General features: G+C 59.8%; 23 protein-coding genes and 1 pseudogene. 6 read left to right on the forward strand and 18 right to left on the reverse strand.

From position 1 onward, the window contains the following. Positions 1-311 precede the first annotated feature (311 nt). The 8 genes from dctM to CE491_RS07230 form a co-directional block, all read right to left on the reverse strand. Positions 312-1,595 carry a C4-dicarboxylate TRAP transporter large permease protein DctM gene (gene dctM / locus CE491_RS07195; RefSeq protein ID WP_110947663.1) on the reverse strand — a complete coding sequence of 428 codons (1,284 nt, stop codon included), beginning with the start codon at positions 1,593-1,595 and terminating at the stop codon, positions 312-314. Then, a complete protein-coding gene (locus tag CE491_RS07200) occupies positions 1,595-2,227 on the reverse strand; it encodes a TRAP transporter small permease (protein WP_110947664.1) in 633 nt (210 codons plus the stop codon). The genes dctM and CE491_RS07200 overlap by 1 nt, the downstream gene beginning before the upstream one ends. 105 nt (positions 2,228-2,332) lie before the next feature. After that, positions 2,333-3,328 carry a TRAP transporter substrate-binding protein gene (locus CE491_RS07205; RefSeq protein ID WP_110947665.1) on the reverse strand — a complete coding sequence of 332 codons (996 nt, stop codon included), beginning with the start codon at positions 3,326-3,328 and terminating at the stop codon, positions 2,333-2,335. 503 nt (positions 3,329-3,831) lie between these two features. Continuing rightward, complete coding sequence (locus CE491_RS07210) at positions 3,832-4,656, reverse strand: HpcH/HpaI aldolase/citrate lyase family protein (RefSeq protein WP_110947666.1); 825 nt, start codon at positions 4,654-4,656, stop codon at positions 3,832-3,834. A 157-nt stretch (positions 4,657-4,813) separates the two neighbouring features. Further along, a complete protein-coding gene (locus tag CE491_RS07215) occupies positions 4,814-6,013 on the reverse strand; it encodes a CaiB/BaiF CoA transferase family protein (RefSeq protein WP_110947667.1) in 1,200 nt (399 codons plus the stop codon). A 130-nt stretch (positions 6,014-6,143) separates the two neighbouring features. Beyond that, positions 6,144-7,493 carry an MmgE/PrpD family protein gene (locus tag CE491_RS07220; protein ID WP_110947668.1) on the reverse strand — a complete coding sequence of 450 codons (1,350 nt, stop codon included), beginning with the start codon at positions 7,491-7,493 and terminating at the stop codon, positions 6,144-6,146. 10 nt (positions 7,494-7,503) lie between these two features. Next, positions 7,504-8,667, reverse strand: coding sequence for an acyl-CoA dehydrogenase family protein (locus tag CE491_RS07225; protein ID WP_110947669.1), 1,164 nt, complete (start codon positions 8,665-8,667; stop codon positions 7,504-7,506). A gap of 79 nt (positions 8,668-8,746) precedes the next feature. Further along, positions 8,747-9,586, reverse strand: a complete 840-nt coding sequence (locus tag CE491_RS07230; protein WP_110947670.1) for an FAS1-like dehydratase domain-containing protein — start codon at positions 9,584-9,586, stop codon at positions 8,747-8,749. 128 nt (positions 9,587-9,714) lie between these two features. On the opposite strand from CE491_RS07230, the gene CE491_RS07235 reads away from it, so the two are divergent. After that, positions 9,715-10,644, forward strand: a complete 930-nt coding sequence (locus CE491_RS07235) for a LysR family transcriptional regulator (RefSeq protein WP_110947671.1) — start codon at positions 9,715-9,717, stop codon at positions 10,642-10,644. 730 nt (positions 10,645-11,374) lie between these two features. Here the strand turns inward: CE491_RS07235 and CE491_RS07240 are convergent. From CE491_RS07240 to CE491_RS07250, 3 genes are all read right to left on the reverse strand, one after another. Next, positions 11,375-12,007, reverse strand: a complete 633-nt coding sequence (locus tag CE491_RS07240; protein WP_110947672.1) for a hypothetical protein — start codon at positions 12,005-12,007, stop codon at positions 11,375-11,377. A gap of 260 nt (positions 12,008-12,267) precedes the next feature. Then, complete coding sequence (locus CE491_RS07245) at positions 12,268-12,648, reverse strand: cupin domain-containing protein (protein WP_110947673.1); 381 nt, start codon at positions 12,646-12,648, stop codon at positions 12,268-12,270. A gap of 486 nt (positions 12,649-13,134) precedes the next feature. Further along, positions 13,135-13,977, reverse strand: a complete 843-nt coding sequence (locus CE491_RS07250; protein ID WP_110947674.1) for an AraC family transcriptional regulator — start codon at positions 13,975-13,977, stop codon at positions 13,135-13,137. Positions 13,978-14,170: 193 nt separating this feature from the next. Between CE491_RS07250 and CE491_RS07255 the strand changes: the two are divergent. After that, positions 14,171-14,530, forward strand: a pseudogene (locus CE491_RS07255) (CatB-related O-acetyltransferase); the annotation flags it as partial. Positions 14,531-14,554: 24 nt separating this feature from the next. On the opposite strand, the gene CE491_RS07260 reads toward CE491_RS07255, so the two are convergent. Then, entirely contained in the window at positions 14,555-15,508 is a 954-nt protein-coding gene (locus tag CE491_RS07260; RefSeq protein ID WP_234407537.1) for an alpha/beta hydrolase, read from the reverse strand. A gap of 226 nt (positions 15,509-15,734) precedes the next feature. Then, positions 15,735-16,415: a deoxyribose-phosphate aldolase gene (deoC, locus tag CE491_RS07265; protein ID WP_110947676.1), complete on the reverse strand. Its 681-nt coding sequence runs from the start codon at positions 16,413-16,415 to the stop codon at positions 15,735-15,737. Between the two features lie 145 nt (positions 16,416-16,560). On the opposite strand from deoC, the gene deoR reads away from it, so the two are divergent. Further along, positions 16,561-17,331 carry a DNA-binding transcriptional repressor DeoR gene (gene deoR, locus CE491_RS07270; protein ID WP_199885022.1) on the forward strand — a complete coding sequence of 257 codons (771 nt, stop codon included), beginning with the start codon at positions 16,561-16,563 and terminating at the stop codon, positions 17,329-17,331. Between the two features lie 214 nt (positions 17,332-17,545). On the opposite strand, the gene CE491_RS07275 is transcribed toward deoR, so the two are convergent. The 4 genes from CE491_RS07275 to CE491_RS07290 form a co-directional block, all read right to left on the reverse strand. Beyond that, a complete protein-coding gene (locus tag CE491_RS07275; protein WP_110947678.1) occupies positions 17,546-18,619 on the reverse strand; it encodes an aldose 1-epimerase family protein in 1,074 nt (357 codons plus the stop codon). Then, positions 18,616-19,944: an L-fucose:H+ symporter permease gene (fucP, locus tag CE491_RS07280; protein ID WP_110947679.1), complete on the reverse strand. Its 1,329-nt coding sequence runs from the start codon at positions 19,942-19,944 to the stop codon at positions 18,616-18,618. The genes CE491_RS07275 and fucP overlap by 4 nt, the downstream gene beginning before the upstream one ends. A 77-nt stretch (positions 19,945-20,021) precedes the next feature. Next, positions 20,022-20,942, reverse strand: a complete 921-nt coding sequence (gene rbsK / locus CE491_RS07285) for a ribokinase (protein ID WP_110947680.1) — start codon at positions 20,940-20,942, stop codon at positions 20,022-20,024. A gap of 347 nt (positions 20,943-21,289) precedes the next feature. Next, entirely contained in the window at positions 21,290-22,177 is an 888-nt protein-coding gene (locus CE491_RS07290) for a LysR family transcriptional regulator (RefSeq protein WP_110947681.1), read from the reverse strand. A 107-nt stretch (positions 22,178-22,284) separates the two neighbouring features. On the opposite strand from CE491_RS07290, the gene CE491_RS07295 reads away from it, so the two are divergent. Continuing rightward, entirely contained in the window at positions 22,285-22,767 is a 483-nt protein-coding gene (locus CE491_RS07295; protein ID WP_110947682.1) for a multidrug/biocide efflux PACE transporter, read from the forward strand. Positions 22,768-22,878: 111 nt separating this feature from the next. On the opposite strand, the gene CE491_RS07300 is transcribed toward CE491_RS07295, so the two are convergent. Next, complete coding sequence (locus CE491_RS07300) at positions 22,879-23,760, reverse strand: alpha/beta fold hydrolase (RefSeq protein WP_110947683.1); 882 nt, start codon at positions 23,758-23,760, stop codon at positions 22,879-22,881. A 235-nt stretch (positions 23,761-23,995) separates the two neighbouring features. Between CE491_RS07300 and CE491_RS07305 the strand changes: the two genes are divergently transcribed. Together CE491_RS07305 and CE491_RS07310 are read left to right on the forward strand one after the other, a co-directional pair. After that, a complete protein-coding gene (locus CE491_RS07305; protein ID WP_110947684.1) occupies positions 23,996-24,430 on the forward strand; it encodes a carboxymuconolactone decarboxylase family protein in 435 nt (144 codons plus the stop codon). Between the two features lie 184 nt (positions 24,431-24,614). Then, positions 24,615-25,448: a PhzF family phenazine biosynthesis protein gene (locus CE491_RS07310; protein WP_110947723.1), complete on the forward strand. Its 834-nt coding sequence runs from the start codon at positions 24,615-24,617 to the stop codon at positions 25,446-25,448.

Consider the following 25,448-nt stretch of genomic DNA (forward strand, 5'->3'; position numbering starts at 1 on the left):
TGAAATACAAAACGCCCGATGCGGTGCATCGGGCGTTTTGAGGGTAAAACAGGTGTAAACCTATTTCAGGACTAGACATGACACTGCGCAAGCACAGCCTTGTGGGAGTGAGCTTGCTCACGAAGAGCCCAGTACGTTCGTACTTGATTCAGCGCCTGGAGGTCAGCCTTCGTGAGCAAGCTCACTCCCACAGGTGTTGCCCCGAGGCCTTTAAGGCCGACCACCACTCACGCATAAAAAGACCCCCGAAGACTTATCGTCGACGAGGGCCAAGGCACTGCGCTCACAGTTCGGTTACAGGACCAAAGGCCTTATGGCATGCCCAGCCAGTTCGGTAGGGCTAGCGATATGAATGGCACGTAGGTCACCAGAATCAGGAACAACAACAGGATGGACAGCCACGGCAAGGCTGCACGGATGGTTTGCCCCAGGGTCAGGCCAGTCACCGCCGAGGTCACGAACAGGTTCAACCCCACCGGCGGGTGCACCAGGCCGATTTCCATGTTCACCACCATCACGATGCCCAGGTGAATCGGGTCGATGCCCAGCTTCATGGCAATCGGGAAAAAGATCGGCGCCAGGATCAGGGTGATCGCCGACGGCTCCATGAAGCTGCCCGCCACCAGTAGCACGATGTTGACCATGATCAGGAAGCCGATCGGCGTCAGCCCTTCGGAGATCACCCAGTTGGTGATTTCCTGCGGGATCTGTTCGGTGGTCAACACGTGGGCGAACAGGATCGCGTTGGAGATGATGAACATCAGCATGATCGCCAGGCGACCGGACTCCAGCAGCACCTTTGGGCAGTCGCGAAAGCGCATGTCTTTGTAGATGAACAGCGCCACGAACGCCGAATACACCGCCGCTACCGCCGCCGCTTCGGTCGGAGTGAACATGCCGCTGTAGATGCCGCCGAGGATGATTACCAGCAACAGCAGGCCCCAGAAGGCCCGACGCGCCGTGTGCAGCCATTGGCGGAAGGTGACCCGAGGCTGGGCAGGCAGTTTCTTGATCCGCGCGACGATGTAGATCGCCACCATCAAGGCCACGCCCAACAGGATGCCTGGCACGATACCGGCGATGAACAGCTTGCCCACCGAGGTTTCGGTCGCGGCCGAGTACACCACCATCACGATCGACGGCGGAATCAGAATCCCCAGCGTACCGGCATTACAGATGATCCCCGCGCCGAACTCCTTCGGATAGCCGGAACGCACCATCCCGGCCACGGCAATCGAACCCACGGCGGCCACGGTCGCAGGCGAGGAGCCTGACAGCGCCGCGAACAGCATGCAGGCCAGCACCGCCGCGATCGCCAGGCCGCCACGAATATGACCGACACAGGCATTGGCGAAGTCGATCAGCCGCTGCGCCACGCCGCCGGTGGTCATGAACGCGCCGGAGAGCAGGAAGAACGGGATCGCCAGAAAGGTATAGCTGTCGGAGGTTTCGAACAGCTTGATCGCCAACGAACTGAGAGAGTCCTGGCTGAACAGCAGAATCGACACCGCGCCGGACAGGCCCAGCGAAATCGCAATAGGCACGCCCAGGAACATGAAGACGAACAGCAACAGGAACAGACAGATGACCGTCATCAGTGTTGCTCCTCATCAGGTTGGGCCAGTTTGCTCGCTTCCGCCGCCTCATCGGCCAGGCCCAGACCGAGCTGACGGTGGGTGTAGATGCGGTAGAGAATTTCCAGATAGCGCAGCAGCACCAGGGTGAAACCAATCGGCACGATGATGGCGATATAGGCGACTTTCACACCATAGCGGTCCAGATCCTCGGCGCCGATACCGGCGACGAACAGGGCGCTGACCCATTTGTAGCTGGCCACCAGAAACAGGCCGGCGTAGGCCATGCAGCACAGGCACGCGAGCAGGGCCAGCAGACGCTGTATCGGTTTGCTGGTCATCTTCACCAGCGCGTCGACCCCCAGATGACCGGCCGTTCGCACGCCGTAGGACACACCGAAGAAAATCAGCCAGCCGAACAACGCTTTGGTCAGGGCCACGCTCCAGGTCATGTTCTGGGCGTACTCCATCGTGTGGTCGCCCAGGAACGAAAAGAACTCGCTGGTGAACGTCCATTTGTCGCTCAGCGAATAAAACAGGGTGTAGATGTTATTGAGCGCTACGTAGACAAATGTCACCAGCGTCATGGCAGCCAGCAGGAAGGCGATCATGCCCTCCTCCAGGTGCTCCCAGAGTCGCGTCAGCGATTGCATAAGAATTCTCCGAACATAGAGAGAGCGGCCACCCCCCCCTCCAAAGAAAAGCGGGTGGCCACGCAGACATCACTGCCTGTATCGATCAAGCCGCCGTTGTAGCAATCAAGGGGCGTTGTTCGAGTCGTCCGCAGCCTTGATCAGGTCGGCACCGATCTCGTCGGAGAACTTGTCCCAGACCGGCTTCATGACTTCACGCCATTTGGCGCGTTGCTCAGGCGTCAGGGTCACGATCTCACTGGTTTTGGAGTCGATGATCTTCTGCTTGGCGGTCTGGTTCAGGGCTTCGGCCTGTTTGTTCACCTCGACCGTCACCTGATCCATGATCTTCTGCAACTCGTCGCGCACGCCAGCCGGCAGGCCGTTCCAGAACTTGGAGTTGGTGATCACCATGTAGTCGATAAGGCCATGGTTGGATTCGGTGAAGAACGGCTGGACTTCGTTGACCTTCTGGCTTTCGTAGTTCGACCAGGTGTTCTCGGTACCGTTGACGGTGCCGGTCTGCAGGCCCTGATAGACCTCGGCGAAGCTCATCTTGCGCGGGTTGGCATGCAGCGCCACGAACTGCGCTTCCAGCACGCTGGAGGCCTGTACGCGGAATTTAAGGCCGCGAGCGTCCTTGGGCTCGACCATCTTCTTGTTCGCCGACAACTGCTTCAGGCCGTTGTGCCAGTAGGCCAGGCCGTGAATGCCCTTGTCGTCCATCGAGGTCAGCAGCGCTTTGCCTTGCGGACCTTGCTGGAAGCGATCGACCGCCGCCAGGTCGTTGAACAGGAATGGCAGGTCGAAGATCTGGGTTTTTTTGGTGTATTGCTCAAACTTGGCCAGGGACGGCGCAAGCATCTGTACGTCACCGAGCAACAAGGCTTCCATCTCCTTGCCGTCGCCGAACAGCGAGGAGTTCGGATAGACCTCGACCTTGACCTTGTCTTTGAGGGCCGGATCGGCGGCAACCAGTTTCTGGAACATCAAGGCGCCCTGGCCCTTTGGCGTGTTTTCCGCAACCACGTGGGCAAACTTGATGACGATAGGATCAGCGCAGGCCATGCCAGCCACGGACACTGCAGCGGCGCAGAAAAGCGCCTTGGTCAGCTTCAACATCGATATCACCTTTTTATTTTTGTAGGAGCTTGTTTTTTTATAGGAGCAATGGGTGGATCTTGAGCGGTTGTGCCATCTAACGATGCCCAACGGGATGTGTTTAGAGAATCAGCTTTTATGTAAGCCAGCGTTCGGTGCAGCCGAACGCCGAGTCATATCCGTCGATATCCCGCCAGCCGCGCGCTAGACAGGACGCAGCAAGGAAGTTAGCAGGCTGGTGAAAAAGTGCCACTATTCCCGGCGCAGTGCCAGGCTCAGCCTTTCCAGGACAAGGCTCGCCGTAGATTTCTGCAACAGCGTGATATCTGTCGGGACGCAGGCGCCTGCCACGGCAGCGAACGCGGGGAATCCGTGAATACCGGCACCTGACCCACCGAGTTCACCACTGTCACGCAGCGGCAGAAGCTCTTACAGCCTCTGTAGCGGCTCCGCTTTCCTGGTTCGCCGCAATTACTGTAGAGACGCCGACACCTGCGGAGTCCGCAACGGCGGTGATATCGCATTCACCCCGCCGCCAGCGCCAGTAGCCGCTGAGCCCGAAGCAAAACCGGGGCATCGACCATCTGTCCATCGAGCTGGAACGCTCCGGCGCCGTTTGCCGCAGTGCTGGCGTCCACCACCCGTTTTGCCCAACTCAAGTCGTCGGCACCGGGCATTAGCGCGGCATGAATCACCGGTACCTGCCTGGGATGAATGCACAGCGCGCCACCGTAGCCCATGTCGTAGGCATGCCGGGTCGCGCGGTGCAGGCCTTCCGGGTCGCCGATCGCGGGGTGCACGCCATCCAGCGGCGGCAGCAAGTCAGCGCCTCTGGAATGCAGCTGCACTGACATGCGCGCCTGGTCGAGAAACAACTGCGCCGCCGGGGTGCCGTTGTTCAGATTCAGATCCAGCGCCAGGTCCAGCCCGCCGAATGACAGGCGCTCGACCCCCGGCGCATGGGCAATCTGCTCCAGCGCCAGCAAGCCCTTGGCGCTCTCGATGATGGGGAGGACGGGCTTGCCGGTTTCCCGGACGGCAGCCACCTGGGCAGCGCTTTCGACCTTGGGCAACAGAACCCCGACGACCCCGGCGTGCTGTTTGCAAAAGGCCAGGTCCGCGGCGTGCTCGGCATGATCAGGCGCATTGACCCGCACCCGGACAGCGGCCTGGGGATTGTCCTGCAAGAACGCCGCGAGATTGTCCCGAGCCTGACGCTTGAGCGGTTCCTCCACGGCATCTTCGAAATCGACGATCACCGCATCAGCGCCAGCGGCCAGCGCCTTGGCAAAACGCTCCGGTCGGCTGCCGGGTACGAACAGCGCGGAGCGGACGATGGTTTGAGGCATGTTTGAAGCACTCCTAGAGAATGAGATCCGACGACGAATGGAGACCCTGTGGGAGCGAGCTTGCTCGCGAAGGCTGGGGTGAACCCGACGCAGAGGTGTCATGTACACCGGCCCCTTCGCGAGCAAGCTCGCTCCCACAGGGCATGCCGTCAGCCCTCTAAACCACCCCGGCCTTGGCCATCCGCGCTTGTTCGTCGGCTGAAAATCCCAGCTCCGCCAGAATGCTTTCGGTGTGCTGCCCCAGCCCCGGCACGCCATCCATGCGCGGGGTGAAGGCGGCATTGCGGCCCGGCGGCAGCAGCGATGGCAACGGGCCGGACGGGCTGTCGACTTCGCGCCAACTGTCGCGGGCCTTGAGTTGCGGGTGTTCCCAGACGCCATGCATGTCGTTGACCCGCGCGTTGGCGATCTGCGCCTCTTCAAGCCGCGCCACCACGTCGTCCAGGCTCAGCACCGCGAAGCCATCGACGATGATCTGGCGCAGCACTTCACGATTCTCCGAGCGCTTGAAGTTCGCCGAGAAACGCTCGTCGGTCGCCAGGGCCTTGTCCAGCAACACCTTCTCGCAGAACAACGCCCATTCCCGCTCGTTCTGCAGACCGAGCATGATGGTGCCGCCGTCTCCCGTGGGAAACGGCCCGTATGGATAGATCGTCGAGTGTGAAGCCCCGGCCCGTGGCGGCTGTGGCGCACCCTTGTAGGCGTAGTACATCGGGTAACCCATCCACTCCACCAGGCTTTCCAGCATGCTGACGTCGATGCGGCTGCCCTCGCCCGTCTTGTCTCGCAGCATCAGGGCCGAAAGGATGCCGGTGTAGGCATACATGCCCGCGGCGATATCAGCGATGGAGCAACCGGCCTTGGCCATTTCATTTTCGCCTGGACCGCCGGTCACCGAGAGAAAGCCGCCCTCGCTCTGGATCAGCAGGTCATAGGCTTTCTTCTTTTCATAAGGGCCGCCTTCGCCGTAACCGGAAATGTCACAGACGATCAGTCGGGGAAAGCGCTCATGCAGCGCCTCGAACGACAGGCCCATGCGCGATGCGGCGCCCGGCGCCAGGTTCTGCACCAGCACGTCGGCCTGGCCCAGCAGCGATTCGAGAATGTCGCCCGCCTCGTCCTGCTTCAGGTCCAGGGTCAGGCTTTCCTTGGAGCGGTTGGTCCAGACGAAATGCGATGCCAGACCGTCGACGCGCTGATCGTAGCCGCGGGCAAAGTCGCCGACGCCAGGTCGCTCGACCTTGATCACGCGAGCACCGAGATCAGCCAACTGACGGGTACAGAACGGCGCCGCAATGGCGTGCTCCAGGCTGATCACGGTGATGCCGTCCAAAGGACGTGGGGATTGTTGAGTCATGTTAGTAGCCTCTCCTACATTCCTTGTAGGAGCGCACTTGCCCACGATTGCGGTTTACCTGTGCCAGCTACAGTGACTGACACAACGCTATCGCAGGCAAGCGCACTCCTAAAGACGAACGCATTCGCAGTTAAATCAAATCCGCCAAATGCAGCGCATCACGCAGATGCCAGACACGGTCGATCAGCGCCTTGCCCTGCTCGACCGTGCGGGCGCCGGAGAACGCCAGCAGACGCTGCACCTTGTCTTCCAGTTCAGGCCGCGACAGGGTGTTACCCGGATCGCCTTTCGGGTCGTCGATGGCAGCGGTCAGCGTGCGGCCATCGGTGGTGGTCACGATCACGCGGCCCAGCCAGCGCGCCGGATAAGCGCCATCGACTTCGGGGTCCAGCTCCATCGTCACTTTCTCGCGGAAGGCCGCAACATCGGCATCGGTCAGCGCCAGATCGCGGAATTCGATCAGCTGTGCGCTGCCATGCACGGCGATCAGACCAAGCACCGCACCCATGGAGAACTTCGCCTGGTGCACGGTTTGCGGCACATCGACTCGACCAAGGACATCGATCGCGCCCTGATGCACGCGGGTGACGACCTTGGCGATCTGGTCGTGGCGCAAGCCTTCGCGCTGCATCAGATGCAACAGCGCATCGGCCGCCGGATGGGTGTGGCGGCAGGAGGCGTGGAACTTGAACGAGGTTTCCACCAGGGCCCAGCGCGAACCCAGACGGTCGGACAATTTGCTCGGATCACTGTCGGTGGACATACCCGCCGCCATGCCTTGATCGCCTTCGAGAATGTTACGCGCACCGGTCAGACCGTCTTCAGTCAAGTACGCAGCGAGCAAACCATCGGCTGCGGCCTTGGCGGTGTGCAGCTGTTTCGAATCGGCCGCGTCGCGCAAGAACTCCCAAAGGCCTGCAGCCTGAGTCCCGGCAGTGCCCAGCAGGTTGATGAACTGTTCCTGATTGAAGTTCAGCAGTTTGCCGACCGCCACTGCGGCAGCCAAGGTGCCAACCGTGGCCGTGGTGTGGAAGATGCGGTAGTGCGAGCGGCCCATGAACTCGCCGATGCGAATCCCGGCCTCATAACCGGCAACTGACGCCAGCAACAGGTCCTGACCGGACTTGCCCAGATCCTGCGCGGCGGCCAGTACAGCGGAAAACACCACGGTGGCCGGGTGCAGCACCGAGCTGTTGTGCAGATCGTCCTGCTCGACCAGATGCGACGCGGCGCCATTGACCAGCGCGGCAAAGTACGCCGAGGTTTCACGGCCGTTGACCAGGATTTTCGACTTGCCGCTGGCCGGGCCCATGCGCTCGGCGTAGCGCTCGAAGATCGGAATCGGCCGCGCGCCTTTGCTCGCAAGCGCCGAGCCGATCCAGTCCAGGAACAGGTCTTCGGTACGGTCCAGCACATGGCCTGGAATCTGCTCGTATTTCAGCTCGGCGAGGAAGCCCGCCAGTGCCTGGGTATGACTCATGTCGGTGTCCTCAGAAGCTGCGTGGCAGTTCGAGCAGGTGCTCGGCGACGTAGGAAAGAATCAGGTTGGTGGAAATCGGCGCGACCTGGTACAGACGGGTCTCGCGGAATTTGCGCTCGACGTCGTATTCGCAAGCGAAACCGAAACCGCCGTGAGTCTGCAAACAGGCGTTGGCCGCTTCCCACGAGGCCTTGGCGGCCAGGTACTTGGCCATGTTGGCGCTGGCTCCGGCGTTCTTGCCGCTGTCGTATTCCTCACAAGCGCGCCAGCGCATCAGGTCCGCTGCTTCGATTTCGATATACGCCTCGGCGATCGGGAACTGCACGCCCTGGTTCTGCCCGATCGGGCGCCCGAACACCACGCGGTCGCGGGCATAGGCGGCGGACTTCTCGTTGAACCAGCGGCCATCGCCGATGCATTCGGCAGCGATCAGGGTGCGCTCGGCATTCAGGCCGTCGAGGATGTATTTGAAGCCTTTGCCCTCTTCACCGATCAGGCTATCGGCAGGCAGTTCGAGGTTGTCGAAGAACAGCTCGTTGGTCTCGTGATTGACCATGTTGGCGATTGGTTGAACGGTCAGGCCCTTGCCGATGGCTTCACGCAGGTCGACAAGGAAAATCGACATGCCTTCGGATTTCTTTTTCACCTCGGCCAACGGTGTGGTGCGCGCCAGCAGGATCATCAGGTCCGAATGCTGGACCCTGGAAATCCAGACCTTTTGCCCGTTGATCACGTACTTGTCGCCCTGTTTGACGGCAGTGGTCTTGATCTTGGTGGTGTCGGTGCCGGTGGTCGGCTCGGTGACGCCCATCGATTGCAGGCGCAGCTCGCCGCTGGCAAGTTTGGGCAAGTAATAGCTTTTCTGCGCTTCGCTGCCGTGACGCAGCAGGGTGAACATGTTGTACATCTGGCCGTGCACAGTGCCGGAGTTGCCGCCGCAGGCGTTCACTTCTTCGAGAATCACCGAGGCTTCGGCAAGGCCCAGTCCCGAGCCGCCGTATTCGATGGGGATCATCGCCGACAGCCAGCCGGCATCGGTCAGCGCCTTGACGAACGCTTCCGGAAAACCTTTCTCTTCGTCGATCTTGCGCCAGTATTCAGCCGGGAATTCCGCACACAGGGCGCGCACGCCTTCGCGGATGGCATTGAGGTCTTCGTTGTCGTATGGACTCATCGTATTTGCTCGCGTTTAGCAACGGCCCGTGGGAAGTGCGGGCCTGGCTATATAAAAGAAGGATTCGGTCGAAGCTGGCTCAGTCGAAACTGATTTCAGCGCTCTGCGCGACACCGGCCTCATTGCCAGCCCACAATTGCGCCTTGCCCACCTCGAGAATGCGGCCACCCACCCGAAAAGGCGTCGGCACGTTCAGCGGACGCACGCCGCGGTAGGCGAAGCGGCGTACGCGTTTATCTGGATTGGCGCGGATGAACGCACGCAGGTTGAAGGTGGCGATCATCGGGCCGTGCACCACCAGGCCCGGATAGCCTTCCACTTCAGTGACGTAGGGGTAGTCATAGTGGATGCGATGGCCGTTGAAGGTCACTGCCGAGTAGCGGAACAACAGGGTCGGCGTCGGCTCGATAGTCTCGCTCCAGTCGCCCTGCTCCGGCGCTTCGCCGCTGTTCAGCTTCGGCGGATTAGGCTCGCGGTAGACGATGTCCTGCTCTTCACGAATGCACAGTTCGCCGTTCTGCGAGTAGTCATGGCGCAGGGTGACGAACAGCAGCGAACCGGTGCGGCCGTGCTTCTCTTCGATGTTCAGAATGGTCGACAGGCGATGGGCATCGGCGCCGACTTTCAGCGGCTGGATGAACTCGACGCGACCACCGGCCCACATGCGATTGCGATTGTCGGCAGGTGGCAGAAAGCCCCCGCGGGCTGGATGACCGTCAGTGCCGAGCTGGGCTTCGAACACCGGGTCCTGGAAGAAACACCACTGCCACAGCGGCGGCAGTGCGTCGCCAGCAGCGGGCACGGGTTCGCCGAACGTGGCGGCAATGCGCTTGATCAGGTTATGGCTCAAGTGATCCCGGGCCTCTTCGGTTCGTCCGATCCAGGCACTGAAATCCACTGGCGAATCTGAAGCACTCATAAGCGAGAACCCTCTGCATTTGTTGTTATGAGCAGATCATGGGAGCACGGCGGCATTCTGTGAATTTGCATTTGCATATACCGGCGTTAATGTATGCTGAACGCCCTGCGCAACGTCCGGATACAACCATGCACTTCGACCTGGCTGACTTGCGCCTCTTTATTCACATCGGCGAATCCCCCAGCCTGACCCAGGGTGCCCGCCGCGCCTTTCTCTCCCCCGCTGCCGCCAGTGCACGGATCAAAGCCCTGGAAAGTCAGCTCGACACGCGCCTGCTGTACCGCGACAGCCGAGGCGTCGAACTCACGCCCGCCGGCCAACGCTTGCTCAAGCACGCGCGGCTGATCATGAGTCAGGTCGATTACCTGAAAGCTGAATTCACCAGCTACGGCACCGATTCGGCGGGCCACATCCGCATCTTCGCCAACACCACGGCGGTGACCGAATTCCTGCCCGAAGTGCTGGCCGGCTTTCTGGCCGAACGGCCCGGCGTAACGGTTGACCTGCAAGAGCGGTTATCCCGGGACATCGTGCGCGGCGTGCTCGACGGCAGCTCCGACATGGGCATCATCGCCGGTCCCGTCGAAGCCGCGGGTTTGCAGGTCATCCACTTCAGCACTGACCGCCTGGTGCTCACAGTGCCCGAAGGCCATGAGCTTGCGGCGCAGAAGAAGGTCACGCTGAAACAGACCCTGGCTTATCAGCACATCGGCCTGCACGAAGGCAGCACGCTGCTGAGTTTCCTGCGCGATCACGTGGAGAGGCTGGGCCGGAATTTGTCGTTGCGGATTCAAGTGTCGAGCTTCGAGGCGATCTGCCGGATGGTCGAAGCGGGTGTCGGCATCGGCATCATCCCCGAGTCCGCCGCCTTGCGTCATAGCCACACGATGAAACTGGTGACCATCGAACTGGACGAGCCTTGGGCGGTGCGGGAGAGAAGCATTCTGGTGAGGGAACTGGACGCCCTGCCGGGGGTGGTCAGGGCGTTGATTGCGGTGTTGATGCCGCTGGGGAGTGATGGGGCAAGTCATGGTGGGGCTTCAAACGCGCTGAACTAAAGTACTTCGAACCACCCTATTTCTTAGAAGAACCATGACGTCCATTTTATTTTCGAACGTGTATTACAGAAGAGCGGACGATACCCTAATCTTCGGCACTGAACAGATCACCACAACTCTGCTCCCCCGATTTGAATGCAACGTATCAAGTCAGCTAAACCCTCACGTTCTGGCAAAGCTCCATGCACCTTGAATAGTGTCATTATTGGCGTTGCGCCATAAGTCCATCGCTGCTGCCAATGGTAGAAGTGATAAAAATCGGCCCCCCTGAAGCAGCCAGTAATGAACCTGACCTATGGGAAACGGGAGTCCATGGCAGAGCGTCACTTTGCGTTCGTGGGCGAAAGGGATGCCATTCATACATGATTTCCATGCTCGCCATTTTGCGCTTATATCATCCAAATTATCGTAGCCACCGCCCATACTACGAATCCAATTCACTGCCTGCTGCCCATTGAATGGGCCGGTGCTCATCGCCAGCCGCCACACGTTGTTGACGTTCAGAGGCACCCGTTACCTGAATCTAGGTTAAAGCTGTTTCCTGTTTAGTTTTTTATCACGTAAAGGCAATCGCAAAACCCTCTGGTGGATATGCGTACGTCTGAGCGCGGTGATGAAAGCTGGTGGCCATTGAACCAGGCGCGTCTTGAATGATGCGCAAACGAGCACTCTGGCCCTTGATCTCCCCGCCTAGCGTAATGACAGATGGGCGTGATTGGGAAGGTAACAATTAGGCGTCTTCGGGGGGAAGAGCTACGGCGATTTGAATATCATCTATATTTACATTTACAACCGACACCAGAGGGGGAGTACTCACTGTGATGCTGAAAATTATTACGAAACGGTATTCGGCCTGAGTTGCCCTGAACACCCCTTCAATTACCTTCCATTGATTCGAAAGAGCATTATCGGCGAACAGAGTAGTATTCGCCTGCAGATGAACTCTAAGACTATGGCCGGCGTAAACGTAGTGAACGTTAACTTTAAAGCTATACCATTGCCCTTCTACCAGCCCAACAAGTGTTTTCTCAAGGTACGACTTCTGCACATATTTCACAGGAATTGCTATAGAACCGTACACATTCTCTCCCGAAGCACCAATGCGATACCACTCAGAGGGAGACGTCAGTTTCCACCCGCCCCATGTGCGATCCTGAAAATCGGTCAACTCCAGAGTTGGATAAATTCCAACATCCCATTGCTCCGAGTCAATCTCACCCGCTCTAGCCGTAAAACCATGTAGGCCAGGCACCAGACTTTCCAATGGAACGCTCCATTGACCCTCTTTCACAGGTACGTTCTTCTTAACCAGGTCATCCCCATCGTATATGTCTAACAATGTAGCTGCTTTTTTTATCGGCATGACTTGACTCCCTCAATAGTGATCTGTGCGCGCTGGCGAAAACAGCCATGACAACCGAATAACCGAAGCCATCATCCGCTACTGAATAGCGTAGCAGCTATGCCGCCGTGTCAACGAACAGCAGCAGACATTGGATATGCACTTGCCCAAGCGTTATCTCTATGACGTCAAAGACAATTATCGACAGCTTCACCGCCCTTTATCGCGATCTAATAGCGCATCAATTTCCAAACAATCTATCAGCATTTAAAGTTCACGATTCAAATCCACACATCATTCTGCGCAGTACGCTCATTGGTATCGTCGCCCGTATTGGTCACCCCGACTGGCTCGATTAGCATCAGCTTCACCTCCCTCCCGGCATACGGCTTGTGCTCTACCCCCTTGGGCACGACGTATAATTCGCCTGCGTTCAGCTCGACGAACCCGTCACGAAAATCAATGCGTAGGCAGCCTTCGATGACGATGAAGGTTTCGTCGGTGTCGGCGTGGGTGTGCCAGAGAAAATCGCCTTCCAGCCGCGCCAGCTTGAATTGGTAGTCGTTCATCTGTGCGACGACCTTGGGTTGCCATTGTTCGGTGAACAGGCTGTATTTGTAGGCGAAGTTGACGGGGGTTGGGGTGGTTTGAGGGGCAGACATTCGGTTGGCTCCGTAGCGTTCGAGAAGTGTCCAATCTACGGCGATGGCATCGTGTCGGTCTTGTACGTTATTGCAGCATCACTCGAGTCACTGTACCAGCGCGCTTGCCAGGGAACGCGGTGTGCCAGTACCCAATGAGCGCCGGACCGACCGCGTTCGCTGCCGTCGTAACCTGCGACGTCTCCCCCAGGGTTCGAGGCAAGCCAGGAATCTGCGGCATCCCTTTTTCTGAAGTGCGCCGCAGCGAATGAAGCTGTTCACTGTCCCTGTGCGGGCTGTGGGAAAACCCCGACGAAAGATTGAACTGCGCGTTCCTGCGTAAATTCTGAAAAAGATTGGCCGGTGTGACGTAGCGGCGCAATTTACAGTTCGTTTTTTAACCAGTCACTGAATTGCCGAGGTTTTCACACAGCCTGTGTGAGAGACGTCGCAGGTTACGACGGCAGCGAAAACGATGGATCAGCCGACACATGACCGCCAGGAAATTCAATCCCCACGCGCACTCAACATCCTCAGCCACCGCCCCGGCGGGTAGCCGAAGGTCTTCACGAAATGTCGCGTCATGTGGCTCTGGTCGGAGAAACCCGCCATCACCGACGCATCGCTGAGCGACACGCCGAGGGAAATGGAATGGCGCACCAGATCCATGCGTCTCAGCGTTAGGTATCGATGGGGGCTAGTGCCGAACAATGCGCGGAAGTCCCGGGACAGGCGCCAGCGGTCGGTGTCGCTGGCCTGTTCCAGCTCTTCAAGGCTGACGCCCTGTTCCAGACTGGCCATGAGCAGTTCGCGGGCCCGTTCGGCCGAAGCATAGTCCACCGATTGCCGCCCTCTGCGCGCGCCCGCGGCGTCCTGCAGGGCAACGGCGATATCGAACACGGCATCGTCCAGTTCCAGAGGGTCGAGTGAAGTCTGTAGGTCCTGCAGCAGCACCTGAGTCGCCTTGAACAAACGCGGGTCGCTGGATACGCCGCCCTTGATGAAGGGCAACGGCTTGCCGCCGAGCACCTGCTGGATCAGCGCCGGTTCCAGATAGAACATCCGGTAGCGGAAGCCATCGTCGGTGCCGGCATGGCCATCATGGGGCTCATCGGGGTGCAGGACCATGGTCTGACCCGGCAGGTTGTTGACCATCTGCTTGTCGTAATGAAAGCTCTGCACGCCGGACAGGGTGTGGCCAATGGCGTAGGTGTCGTGACGATGCATTTCGAAACCATGACCATGGAAATATGCCTCGATGCGCTCCATCCGCGGCAAGGGTTTGGCGCGCACCACCCAGTCTCGCTCGGAGTGGGCGAGATGGGCTTCGCCATTTGAGTATTTGTCCATCGCGCGGGCTCATGATCGAAGTGACACAGGGCGACACTGATACCACTTGGCGCGGCAGTTGGGAATGCTCGCTGTCCTCGCAACCTGCCGCCGATGTCGCCGCCTCTGCAGATATGCAAATATCGTTGACTTTTCTTATAAGGGTTCGCGCATCGGTCCGGGGGTTGCGCATACGCATGCAGAGGTCAAGCAAACCGTGATCGGTCACGATGTGTGGATTGGCATGGATGTATTGATTCTGGAAGGCATCACCATCGGCACCGGGGCGGTAATGGGTGCGCAGTCGTTGATCGCCAAGGATGTGCCGCCCTACGCGATCGTGGTCGGCTCGCCCGCCAAGGTACAGCGCTATCGCTTTGACCCGCAGACCATCGAGGGCCTGCTGGCAAGCCAGTGGTGGAACCTGACTCCGCATCAGCTCGCCGACTTGCCCATGGAGGACCCGGTCAAACTGCTCGAAGCGTTGAAGGGCTTCGTGGTACCGGACAGCCAGCCGGGCAAGGTGGTGGTGCGCAACAAACCGTTTTCGGCCGAGCATCATCCGGCGCAGTGAAAGGCGTGACCGGGGCCTGTGTCGCTAGCCGGACTGCTTGGCACCCGCTGGCGCCTCGTTTATCGCATGCACCGCCGGTGCCTTCTCATTGAGCAGCGTTTGAATCGCCTGGCCATATGCCTGGCGTCCCAGGTTCATGCTGTTGTTGTGATTGCCACCGGGCACCATCAACAGGTTTTTCGGCTCCTGCGCGGCCTGGAACAATTCTTCACTGAAATGCGGCGAGACGAACGGGTCGGCGGTGCCGTGCACGATCAGCAACGGCATGTGAACGTCGGCGATCTTGTCGATGGAATTGAATTTCTGCGACACCAGCCAACGCACCGGCAGCGAGGTGCGGGTGCTGGCGACCGATGAAGCGACGTCGGCGAGGTTGGTAAAGGTCGACTCAATGATCAGCCCCCGCGCCTGAATCGGCTCATCGCCCTTCTGCGCATCGCGTCCCAACTCTGCGGCCAGGTCCACCGCCACGGCGCCGCCAAGCGAGTGCCCGTAGATCAAACGCTTCTGCGGATCAGGCTGCAGCTGTTTCAAGCGTTCCCAGGCGATGCGTGCGTCCTCGTAAACAGAGGCTTCGGACGGCAGCTGCCCCTTGCTTTCACCGAAGCCGCGATAGTCGATCGCCAACACCGAAAAGCCCAGCGCATGCAGCTGTTCGATGCGAAAGAACTGACCTGTGAGGTTCCAGCGTGAGCCGTGCAGATACAGGATCGCGGGCGCGTCTTTCTTGTCGGCCAGCCACCACCAGGCGTGGATGTTCTGCGCCACGCCAAACGACGGCGCCTTGAGTTCCAGGTTCTGCACATCGGCCGGGATGCCGTGATACCAGCTGGCGGTGCCGGGTTCGATCATGAACACCAACTCGCGCTCCTTGTGTTGCAACGCCGCGCAACCGACCGGCAGGCCGACGACGATCAACAGCATGCACAGCCAGAAAAACCAGCGTGCCTTGAAATGCGGCAGGGAGAGTTGCGGCATGGGGTCTGTCCGGTGTGAAGGTGAATACACCGGCAGTTTGCCATTCATCGTGCAGGGAGGTCAGTGCCGTCTGCCGGAAGGGTTAGCCTCGCAAAGGCTGCATGCGTCACAGATCACTGTGAGAGCGAGCGTGCTCACGAAGATTGTGTCGGTCAACCTGTTCATAGCTGACCCCCGCCTTCGCGAGCCAGCTCGCTCCCACAGGTTTAGTGTTCGCTCCAGAGACTCAGTAACCGGAACCCGACACCGGAGTGCCGCTGACGATGGCAATGCCGGAACTGGTGCCCAGCCGTGTGGCGCCGGCTTCGATCATGGCCACGGCGGTGGCATAGTCGCGCACGCCGCCCGAGGCCTTGACGCCGAGACCCGCGCCGACCACCTTACGCATCAGCGCGACGTCTTCAAGGGTGGCGCCGCTGCGGCTGAAGCCGGTGGAGGTTTTCACGAAAGCTACATTCAGCTCCCGGCAGATCTCACAGGCAGTGGTCTTCTGCGCGTCATCCAGCAGGCAGGTTTCCAGGATCACTTTCAGCGGCACTGCGCCACAGGCCTGCTTGACCGCCGCGATGTCGTCACGCACGACATCCAGCAGGCCGTCCTTAAGCGCGCCGATGTTGAGCACCATGTCGATCTCGCCCGCACCTGCAGCAATCGCCTGCTTCGCCTCAAAAGCCTTGGTATCGCTCAGACCGGCGCCCAGTGGAAACCCGACCACCGCGCAGACTTTCACCGTTCCACCTGCCAGCAGAGACGCCGCATACGGCACCTGGCCGGAGTTCACGCACACCGAATAGAATCCATGCTCCCGGGCTTCGCGGCACAGGGTCGCGATCTGCTCGCGGGAGGCATCGGCGGCCAGCAGGGTGTGGTCGATATACTGCGCGAGTGCTGCGGGTTCGATCTTCATCGGGGGCCTTCTTTTCATTGGAGAACAGGTCAATAGAGAGCGTTGCCAGGCGACAAGCTTTATGCTGCGAGCCTGTACGTAGTACTTTATGTTGTATATATAACAGAAAATGTTATTTTTTTACCATATTCAATCGACAGCCGGAATGCCTGTGGACAGTAAAAAATCCGATCGCATCAAATTGATTCAGCAAGCCCTCCAGGATCAGAAAGCCATCCATCTGCGGGAAATGGCAGCGCTATTGGATGTCTCGGAGATGACCCTGCGTCGTGACCTGGGTCGGCATCCGGAGAAGTTTCACTTGCTCGGCGGGCACATCACCCTGGCGTTCGATCCGTCCGAGGCCAGCGATTACAAGGTCAGCGAGCAAGGCACCCGTCACGTCGAAGAGAAACGCCGTATCGGCAAACTGGCCGCGGCGTTCATAAAGCCGGGGGACACGGTGTTCTTCGATTGCGGCACCACCCTCCCTTTCGTCATCGATTTCATTCCCGAGGAACTCGAGTTCACCGCCGTGTGCAACTCCCTCAACGTCTTGCTCAAGCTGCAACACAAGCCCAACTGCCACATCGTCCTGTGCGGCGGCAGTTTCCATCGCAAGAACCAGGTCTTCGAGCATCACAGCGAATCCAGCATTCTCGATGGCATCCGCCTGACCTGGGCGTTCGTGTCCGCGGCCGGTGTCAGCGATGAATTCGGCGTGACCTGCTTCAACTTCAATGAGGTCGAGGTCAAGCAGAAGGTCCTGCGCCAGGCGCGACACTGTATGTTGCTGGCCGACCATTCAAAATTCGACGCGGTGCGCACCGCGCACTTCGCGACGCTGGAGCAGTTCCATGTGGTGGTTACCGATAAGAAACTGCCCAAGCCATATCGTGATTTGATTCAGGGGTATGGGGCGCAGTTGGTGATGTGATCGGACCCTGGATCTGCGTCGCCAGTACCCGCGCATTCGTGAGCAAGCTCACTCCCACAGTAATTTTGCGCCTGACCGCAGATCATGTGGCGATGCCGAAATCTGGAGGAGTCGGCTTGCCGGCTCCTTCAAAGATATGCGGCGCAGGGAACATCTCGGGCGGACTGGCGCGTCTGGGTTTGGGCGTGTTCCGGGCCGCATCCGGACAATCAGGTCATAAGCGCTTCAAATCCCCTTCTATCTGCCGCACTTCTTCAGCCGCCAGATACCCCGTCGTCACACTGAACGCAGCACGCTCCCCTGCATCCAGCACCCGCACATTACCTTTCGCCTTTTCCGCCAGATAGCCTTCAGGCTCGCAGGTCGCCGGCAGTACGAACGCGGCCACCTGCTGATCGGCGTTGTGCAGAATCCAGCGCGCAGCGTGGTCGAACTGCGCGGGCTTGTAGCGGGTGTAGAACGCCGGTCCGTCGGTGTGCTTGAGCAGGAAATGCGCATCACCGTTGGCATCGGCCTTCACGCCGTCGAAGAAGCAGACGATTTCAGGGTCATACAGCTCGGGGGCATTCAAGGTCTGCAAGCGCGACGGATCTTCGGTCAACTCGGTGATATACGCAGACCACGCAGGCGTCGGCTTCACATGGGCCGGAACGCTGCTGCGCACCCGCGTTACCTCGATCCCCAGCGGTTCGACAAATTGCCCATCCGCGATGTAGGCATAGTTCATGTGCGCCATGTACATCAGCTCCATCGGCTTGCCGGCCAGATTGCGCACGTCCATGCCGATGTCGAACAGCGCCGAGCCTGCACGCAAGGTCACGCTGGGCCCGGCGCGGTAATGATCGCCAAAGCCCATGACGTATTCGTACTCGCCGCCCACCCGCACAAATGCGCCGGAGCCGTCCTCGCCGACTTCCAGCCAGGCGCTGTCCATCGGCGCGCAAGGCATCTCGCCGTGCAGAGGGTGATCGTCCTCAGGCGTCGGGCAGCCGTTGCGCAAGATGCCGCTGTGAAACATGAAGCAGCCGTAGGTGCCAATCACCGTCGGGCTCGGGCGCGGCTGTTCGAACATGTTGCGCATGGTCAAGTCGCAACCATCGAACACTGCCGACCAGACCATCTGTCCCTGATACGGCAGTACCACGACCCGGCCACGATTGTTCTCCAGCGCCAGCGCTTTTACGCCACTGGGATAAGTCCAGGCCAGCACGCGAAAGTCAGCCGACTCCAGCAGGGTCTTCTCATCGCCAGTGAACAGTTCCGCAAACAACGCAATCGTCGTGGTCATGATGCAGTCACCGCGCCCACCGGCGCCGTTTCGCTGCGCGGATCACGCATGCATTTAATCGCATAAGCCACGATGACCACGAAGCACAGCAGCGGCACGACGTAGGCGATCTGCATATTGCCGTTGGTGGCGTCGGACAGCAGGCCCTGGAAGATCGGCATCACGCCGCCACCGACGATGCTCATCACCAGCAGCGAGCCGCCAACGCCGGTGTCTTCGCCCAAACCGTCGATGGTCAGGCCATAAATGGTTGGCCAGCACGGCCCCAGGAAAATACTCACGCCCACCGCCGCATACACCGCGCTGATGTTCGGCACCAGAATCGTGTAGGCCAGCAGCACGATGGTCAGCACACCGTAGATCGCCAGGACCTTGGCCGGGTGCAGTTTGCGCATCAGCAGGTTGGCGACCATTTTGCCGACGAAATAAGCGGCGAACGTAGTCAGCAGGAACCACGACGCGCTGCGTTCGTTCATCCCGCCCATTTGCATGGCCAGGCGAATGGTGAAACTCCACACGCCGACTTGCGCGCCGACATACAGGAATTGCGCCAGCACGCCAAAGGTAAAGCGCGGGTTGCGCCACAGACGGGAAAGGCTCTGACCGATGCTGCTCTTTTTGACGTTGTTCTGGATGTTGCCTTTGCACGCAGGGAACCTGGTGAAGGCAATCAGCACGAACATCAGGATCAGCACCGCGATCATCCACTTGTACGGCAGCAGGGTCGATTGGATCATTTGCAGTTGCTGGATGGCGGCGTCGGAGGCACTCATCTGAGTCAGCTGTTCGCGAGTGGCGTCGGTGTCCTTGAACATCACGAAGCTGCCGACGTACACCCCGGCCATGGCGCCGAACGGGTGGAAAGTCTGCGAGATGTTCAGGCGACGAGTGCCGGTTTCACGGGGGCCCATCAGCGTCGAGTAGGTGTTGCAGGCGGTTTCCAGGAATGACAGGCCAGCTGCGATAACGAACAACGCCATCAGGAACATGCCGTATTTGGCCATCGATGCGGCCGGGAAAAACAGCGAACAGCCCCCCATGTACAGCAACAGACCGATCAGGATGGTGGTTTTGTAGCTGAAACGTCTGACCACCAGGGCCGCCGGAATCGCCACGAAGAAGTAACCCAGGTAAAACGCCGACTGCACGAAGGCCGTCTGGAAATCGCTGAGCAGGAAGGCTTTCTTGAAATGTGCGATGAGCACGTCGTTCATGCTCGCCGCCGCCCACAACGCGAAGCAGCAGCACAACAGCAGGAAGGCGAACCACGGCGTACGGTTCAGGTAGAACCCGTCCGGGGATTGTTGGAGCGCGGGCTTTGTCATTGTTGTTCTCCATGAATCTGTGAGAATACCCCGCCTTGCCAGCCTTGCGACCGGGAAAGGCGCGGCGCTTGATTGGCTTAAAGCGTGTCGAGGAATTGCCCGAACGTGGCAGCGTCCGGATAGGAACTCTGGGTACCGAGCCCGGTGACCGAGCAGGCGGAATAGGCGACGGCCTGGGTCATGGCCCGGCGCATGTCGCCGTCCTGACTCCAGTGATGAGCGAAACAGCCGATGAAAGCATCGCCCGCCCCCGTGGTGTCGCGGGCATTGACCTTGATGCCCTCGACCCGGAACTCGCCTTCTTCACCGACGTACAGCGCGCCCTTTTCACCCAGGGTCACGATGACGTGGCGAATGCCGTCCTGCACCAATTGCAAAGCAGCGGCGCGCGCCGAATCCAGCGAGTCGACGACAAGCCCGGTGATCAGCGCCAGCTCGGTCTCGTTGGGGATGAAGAAGTCCAGCTGTAACAAGTGCTCGCGGCTCAGTCCTTTGACGGCCGGCGCCGGATTGAGCAGCACCGGAATGCCGTTGGACTTGGCGAAATCGATTGCGTAGTAAACGGTTTGCAGCTCGATTTCCAGCTGCAGGACGATCAGCTTGCAGTCGCGCAAGGCGGCCTGGGCGGCGTCGATGTCGGCTGGTTTGAGGTGAGCGTTGGCGCCCTTGACGATGAGAATGCTGTTGTGCGAATCGCTCTGCACGAAGATTGGCGCCACGCCGCTGGACACGCCAGGCACGCGCTGCACGAATTGAGCATCGATGCCGTAACGTTTGAAATTGGCCAGGGTGTTGTCGGCAAACATGTCGTCACCGACCTTGCTCAGCATCAGTACATCCGCGCCGAGCTTGGCCGCCGCGATGGCCTGATTAGCACCCTTACCGCCGCAGCCCATGGCGAAATCCGGCGCTTCAAGGGTTTCCCCCTGGGCCGGCATTCGGTCGATGTAGGTGATCAAATCCACCATATTGCTGCCGATGACCGCGATCTTGTTCATGTGTGTCGTTACCTTATCTACACCACAGCAGGCACTGGGCGGCATTATTTTTGTTATTTAAATAACATTTGTTGTGACTATTCAACCTCTATTTTATGGGGCGACCGCATCGCGCGCAGAAAAAAGGGCCACACATCACTGCCTGACCCGTTGAGAGCCGGGATTTAGAGGGGTCAAGCTGCGGAGCCATTCAGACAACCGGTGGTCGCAATCGTTTGCGGTAGGGGGTGATTCGGCCTGAATCGGCATCGACGCAAGGCATTGCGCGCTCAGGATCGGGACTTCAGCGGCTCTTTGCGCCGCGCCAGTTCAACAGGCGGACCCATGATCTTCGCATGAGCATCGCCTCAATAATCCCCCTGCCCTTCGAGCAAGGTATCCAGCAGCCATGCCCCCGCAGGCCCGAGGCTTTTTTGTCGCGACCAGATCACATCGACCGCCGAACTGCGCGGCCAGCCAGGCACCTGTAGTTCCTTCAAGCGTCCTTGGGCATAGCCTCGCACCAGCCAGCGCGGCAACGCCGACCATCCAAAGCCGAAGATCGCCATGTCCATCAACAGCAGGTAATTGGGTGCTGACCAGTTGCGCCGGGCGCCGTCGGGCAGGTCGTCGGTGGGGATGCTTTCGTCAACGATGGTGTTCAGGCGCAGTGCGCGGTGCTGCGCCAGCTTGCGGTAATCGACCTCGCTTTCGGCCGCAAGGGGATGCAGGTGCGAGACGAACAGACCAAAGTCGGCGCGCTCGGCGATGGTCGCGTGACCCACCTCCGGCGGATAACTGGCCTGCGCTGACAACAGCCCCAGCGACGCCCGGCCACTCTGGATCAGGTTGATGGCATCGCCGTGTTCGGCGAAGACGCATTCGAGTTCAAGCTCCGGAAAACGCTGGTCGAGCTCGGCCATGCGCATTTCGAATTCAGCGAACTGATTGGCGTCCGAGAGCACCAGTGTCAGGCGCGGTTCCATGCCCTCGGCCAGACGTCCTGCGGCGCGCCGCAGTTTGTCCGACGCCGCCAGCACCTCTTCGATTCGCACATGCAGCGCTCTGCCGGCCTCGGTCATCGCCGGGTGTTTGGAAGATCGGTCGAACAGCTCGACACCCAGATCGATTTCCAGCCGCGAGATCGCTTCGCTGATGGTCGACTGGCTTTTACCCAAGCGTCGGCCAGCGGCGCTGAATGAGCCCAGGGCAACGGTCTGGGCAAAGGCTTCGAGGGCTTCGGGGGAATAACTCATGACAGATACGCTCTTCCACCCATCGGTTTTTCCGATGGAAACGATTTTCACTTTAGTCCATCGGACCACGACAATGCACGCCTGCCCTGAACAAAGTGAACACAGTCATGTCCCGCAATACTCGCAAAGCCGCGAAGTCGGCTGTCCCGGCAAAATCCGTCAAGGAGCGCGCCTTTCATGCGCTGCTGTTCGAACTCATCGGTGTCGCGCTGTTTGCACCGGCTCTGGCCTGGGTGCTCGGCCAGTCACTGGGCAAAATGGGCGCGATGACGGTGATGATTTCCACCGTGGCGATGCTCTGGAACATGCTGTTCAACGCAGGATTCGATCGGCTGCGGGGGCGTTTTGGATTTGCCCTGAATCTGAAAGTACGCGCGCTGCATGCGGTCGCATTCGAGACCGGGCTGATCACCGTCGTGGTGCCCCTGGCGGCGTGGTGGCTGTCGATCAGCTTGTGGCAGGCGTTCTTGCTGGATATTGGTCTGCTGCTGTTGTTTCTGCCGTACACGCTGCTGTTCAACATCGCTTATGACAAGGCGCGGGAGCGGCTTGTGGTATCGCCCGAGCCGAACGTGCGGGCGAATCGTTGAGGCAGCAGCCAACACATCTCTGTCGGAGCGCGCTTGCCCTCGAGGGGGGGTGGCAGTCACCGGACTGGGTACAGACATAACGCTATCGCGGGCAAGTGCGCTCCGACAGTGTCAATGCTGGATCAGAAACGGCATCACCTGCGCCAGTAGCTCCTCCGGTATTTCCTCCGCCAGATAATGTCCGCCCGGCAGCGCTTTACCGCGAACGTCCGTCGCGACTTGCTGCCACTCTTTCATCGGGTCGAAACATTTGCCCACCGTGCCCTCCGCTCCCCACAGCACCAACAATGGCAACTGCAGATGATTGCCCGCAGCGATGTCGGCGCGGTCGTGCTCCAGATCGATGCTGGCGCTGGCGCGATAGTCTTCGCACACACCGCGAGCAGCCCCCGGCAAACTGGCGCAACGCAGGTATTCGGCGAACGCCGCTTCGGTGAAGGGCGTCAGACCGGCGCTGCGGCTGCCCATCACGCTGCGCAGGTATTGCTCTGGATTGGCCTCCAGCAACGTCTCGGGCAACGGTGCCGGGCGAATCAGAAAGAACCAGTGCCAATACGCGCGCGCAAAGGCTTCGTCGGTCTGGCTGTACATCGCCAGCGTTGGCGCGATATCGAGCAAAGCCATGCGCGTCACGGCCTGGGGATGGTCCAGCGCCAGTCGATGCGCCACCCGCGCGCCGCGGTCATGAGCCAACACCGAAAACGTCGACAGGCCCAGTTCACGCATCAGCACCACCATGTCACGGCCCATCTCGCGCTTGGAATAGCTGGAATGGTCCTCGCTGGCCGGCGGTTTGCTGCTGTCGCCATAACCGCGCAAATCAGCGGCGACCACGGTGAAATGCTGGCTCAAGCGTTCGGCGATCTTGTGCCAGATGACATGAGTCTGGGGGTGTCCGTGCAACAGCAACAGCCCAGGCCCGGTGCCGCCGATGCGATAGGCGATCTGCACGCCATTGACCTGACGCTGGTCTTTCTGGAATCCGGCAAACATGAATGACTCCTTGTGATTGTTGGGGCTAATCCTAGTTCGCCGAGTCTGTGCGGCAAGGCGCAAAGCGTGGCGGCGCCGTTCATGAAGCGTGTTCACCCGGAAATGCGCCGGATGGGACGGGCGCAATTGGTCTCTGAAATTCCCGAACCATTGGCTATTCGGCCGCCACACCGGCAAGCGTAAGGTAGCGCCACATCCAACGAGTTCCCCTACCTCTGCACCGGAGTATGCATACATGAACAAGCGAATTGCCTGGGCTCAGATATCGCCAGAAGCCTACAAAGCCATGGCCGGCCTGGAAACCGCGCTGGCCAGATCCGGCCTGGACAACGCACTGCTCGAACTGATTCGTCTGCGCGCTTCTCAGCTCAACGGCTGCGCCTACTGCATCAACATGCACGCCAATGACGCGCGCAAGGCTGGCGAGACCGAAGCCCGCTTGCAAACCTTGAGCGTCTGGGAAGAGACCGAATTTTTCAGCGACAAGGAAAAGGTCGTGCTGGCCTGGGTAGAAAGCCTGACGCTGCTGCCGGTCCACCGTGCGCCTCAGCATCAATACGAAGCGCTGCTGGCGCATTACAGTGAAACCGATGTCGTCAACCTCACCCTGGCCATCGCTACCATCAATGCCTGGAACCGCTTTGGGGTGGGCTTCGCCATGATCCCTTAGCCGCAGTTGCGAGCATTGGGCTGCAAGCTGCATGGGCGCGTCTTTGCAGCATCAAGCTTGAATCTTGAAGCTGCATTCAGCCATCAACATGCCGAATGCCATCCATCAGCATTATTCGTTGGTATCCGTTACTCGCTTCGACAACAATCGAGCCATCTTCCTCTGGCTCCAGGCTTGCGCGAACATGATTCAGGACATCCTCAGACTCGCCGCTTTTTCTGACGCGCAACAAGGCGGTAATCCTGCAGGCGTGTGGATCGGCGAGGTTTTCCCCGACGACGCCACCATGCAGGCGGTGGCCTTTGACGTGGGCTATTCGGAAACCGCTTTCGCCGTCCCGCAAAACAATGCCTGGCGCGTGCGCTATTTCTCCCCCAAGGCAGAAGTGCCATTCTGCGGTCATGCCACCATTGCCCTGGGCGCCGCTCTGGCCACTCGCTATGGCGAGGGCGATTACAAGCTGGTGCTGAACGAGGCACAGATCAGCGTCGAAGGTTACCGACACGGCGCACTGATGTCGGCCACGCTGCAATCACCGCCCACTCACAGCCAGCCCGTCAGCCATGAATTGCTCAGTCAGGCAATGACGTTGTTCGACCTGCGGGCCGAAGACATCGACCTGCGTATCCCACCGGCGCTAATCAACGGCGGCGCGCAGCATCTGGTGCTGGCGTTGAATCGTCGGGAAACCTTGAAGAACATGCGCTACGACTTCAACACAGGTCGCGAACTGATGGTGCGCGAAGGGTTGGTAACGATCCTGCTGGCGTTCGCCGAATCCCCTCGCCTGTTTCACACTCGCAATCCGTTCGCGTTCGGTGGGGTTTATGAAGACCCGGCCACCGGCGCTGCCAGCGCCGCCTTTGCCGGTTACCTGCGCGCCATCGGCTGGAACCACGGCGGCGCCATCGACATCGTGCAGGGTGAAGACATGGGCCGCCGCTCGCGGATTCGCGCCCAGTTCAGCGACGTGCCCGGAAGCTCGATTCGCGTCTCGGGCACGGCACGCATGCTCTGA

This window comes from Pseudomonas bohemica, from assembly GCF_002934685.1.
In the GTDB taxonomy this organism is placed as follows: Bacteria; Pseudomonadota; Gammaproteobacteria; order Pseudomonadales; family Pseudomonadaceae; genus Aquipseudomonas; species Aquipseudomonas bohemica.

Excerpts from the sequence above, each read along its gene's own strand:
- dctM (WP_110947663.1), bottom strand. The coding sequence starts at position 1,595 with ATGACGGTCATCTGTCTGTTCCTGTTGCTGTTCGTCTTCATGTTCCTG.
- CE491_RS07200 (WP_110947664.1), bottom strand. The coding sequence starts at position 2,227 with ATGCAATCGCTGACGCGACTCTGGGAGCACCTGGAGGAGGGCATGATC.
- CE491_RS07205 (WP_110947665.1), bottom strand. The coding sequence starts at position 3,328 with ATGTTGAAGCTGACCAAGGCGCTTTTCTGCGCCGCTGCAGTGTCCGTG.
- CE491_RS07210 (WP_110947666.1), bottom strand. The coding sequence starts at position 4,656 with ATGCCTCAAACCATCGTCCGCTCCGCGCTGTTCGTACCCGGCAGCCGA.
- CE491_RS07215 (WP_110947667.1), bottom strand. The coding sequence starts at position 6,013 with ATGACTCAACAATCCCCACGTCCTTTGGACGGCATCACCGTGATCAGC.
- CE491_RS07220 (WP_110947668.1), bottom strand. The coding sequence starts at position 7,493 with ATGAGTCATACCCAGGCACTGGCGGGCTTCCTCGCCGAGCTGAAATAC.
- CE491_RS07225 (WP_110947669.1), bottom strand. The coding sequence starts at position 8,667 with ATGAGTCCATACGACAACGAAGACCTCAATGCCATCCGCGAAGGCGTG.
- CE491_RS07230 (WP_110947670.1), bottom strand. The coding sequence starts at position 9,586 with ATGAGTGCTTCAGATTCGCCAGTGGATTTCAGTGCCTGGATCGGACGA.
- CE491_RS07235 (WP_110947671.1), top strand. The coding sequence starts at position 9,715 with ATGCACTTCGACCTGGCTGACTTGCGCCTCTTTATTCACATCGGCGAA.
- CE491_RS07240 (WP_110947672.1), bottom strand. The coding sequence starts at position 12,007 with ATGCCGATAAAAAAAGCAGCTACATTGTTAGACATATACGATGGGGAT.
- CE491_RS07245 (WP_110947673.1), bottom strand. The coding sequence starts at position 12,648 with ATGTCTGCCCCTCAAACCACCCCAACCCCCGTCAACTTCGCCTACAAA.
- CE491_RS07250 (WP_110947674.1), bottom strand. The coding sequence starts at position 13,977 with ATGGACAAATACTCAAATGGCGAAGCCCATCTCGCCCACTCCGAGCGA.
- CE491_RS07260 (WP_234407537.1), bottom strand. The coding sequence starts at position 15,508 with ATGCCGCAACTCTCCCTGCCGCATTTCAAGGCACGCTGGTTTTTCTGG.
- deoC (WP_110947676.1), bottom strand. The coding sequence starts at position 16,415 with ATGAAGATCGAACCCGCAGCACTCGCGCAGTATATCGACCACACCCTG.
- deoR (WP_199885022.1), top strand. The coding sequence starts at position 16,561 with ATGCCTGTGGACAGTAAAAAATCCGATCGCATCAAATTGATTCAGCAA.
- CE491_RS07275 (WP_110947678.1), bottom strand. The coding sequence starts at position 18,619 with ATGACCACGACGATTGCGTTGTTTGCGGAACTGTTCACTGGCGATGAG.
- fucP (WP_110947679.1), bottom strand. The coding sequence starts at position 19,944 with ATGACAAAGCCCGCGCTCCAACAATCCCCGGACGGGTTCTACCTGAAC.
- rbsK (WP_110947680.1), bottom strand. The coding sequence starts at position 20,942 with ATGAACAAGATCGCGGTCATCGGCAGCAATATGGTGGATTTGATCACC.
- CE491_RS07290 (WP_110947681.1), bottom strand. The coding sequence starts at position 22,177 with ATGAGTTATTCCCCCGAAGCCCTCGAAGCCTTTGCCCAGACCGTTGCC.
- CE491_RS07295 (WP_110947682.1), top strand. The coding sequence starts at position 22,285 with ATGTCCCGCAATACTCGCAAAGCCGCGAAGTCGGCTGTCCCGGCAAAA.
- CE491_RS07300 (WP_110947683.1), bottom strand. The coding sequence starts at position 23,760 with ATGTTTGCCGGATTCCAGAAAGACCAGCGTCAGGTCAATGGCGTGCAG.
- CE491_RS07305 (WP_110947684.1), top strand. The coding sequence starts at position 23,996 with ATGAACAAGCGAATTGCCTGGGCTCAGATATCGCCAGAAGCCTACAAA.
- CE491_RS07310 (WP_110947723.1), top strand. The coding sequence starts at position 24,615 with ATGATTCAGGACATCCTCAGACTCGCCGCTTTTTCTGACGCGCAACAA.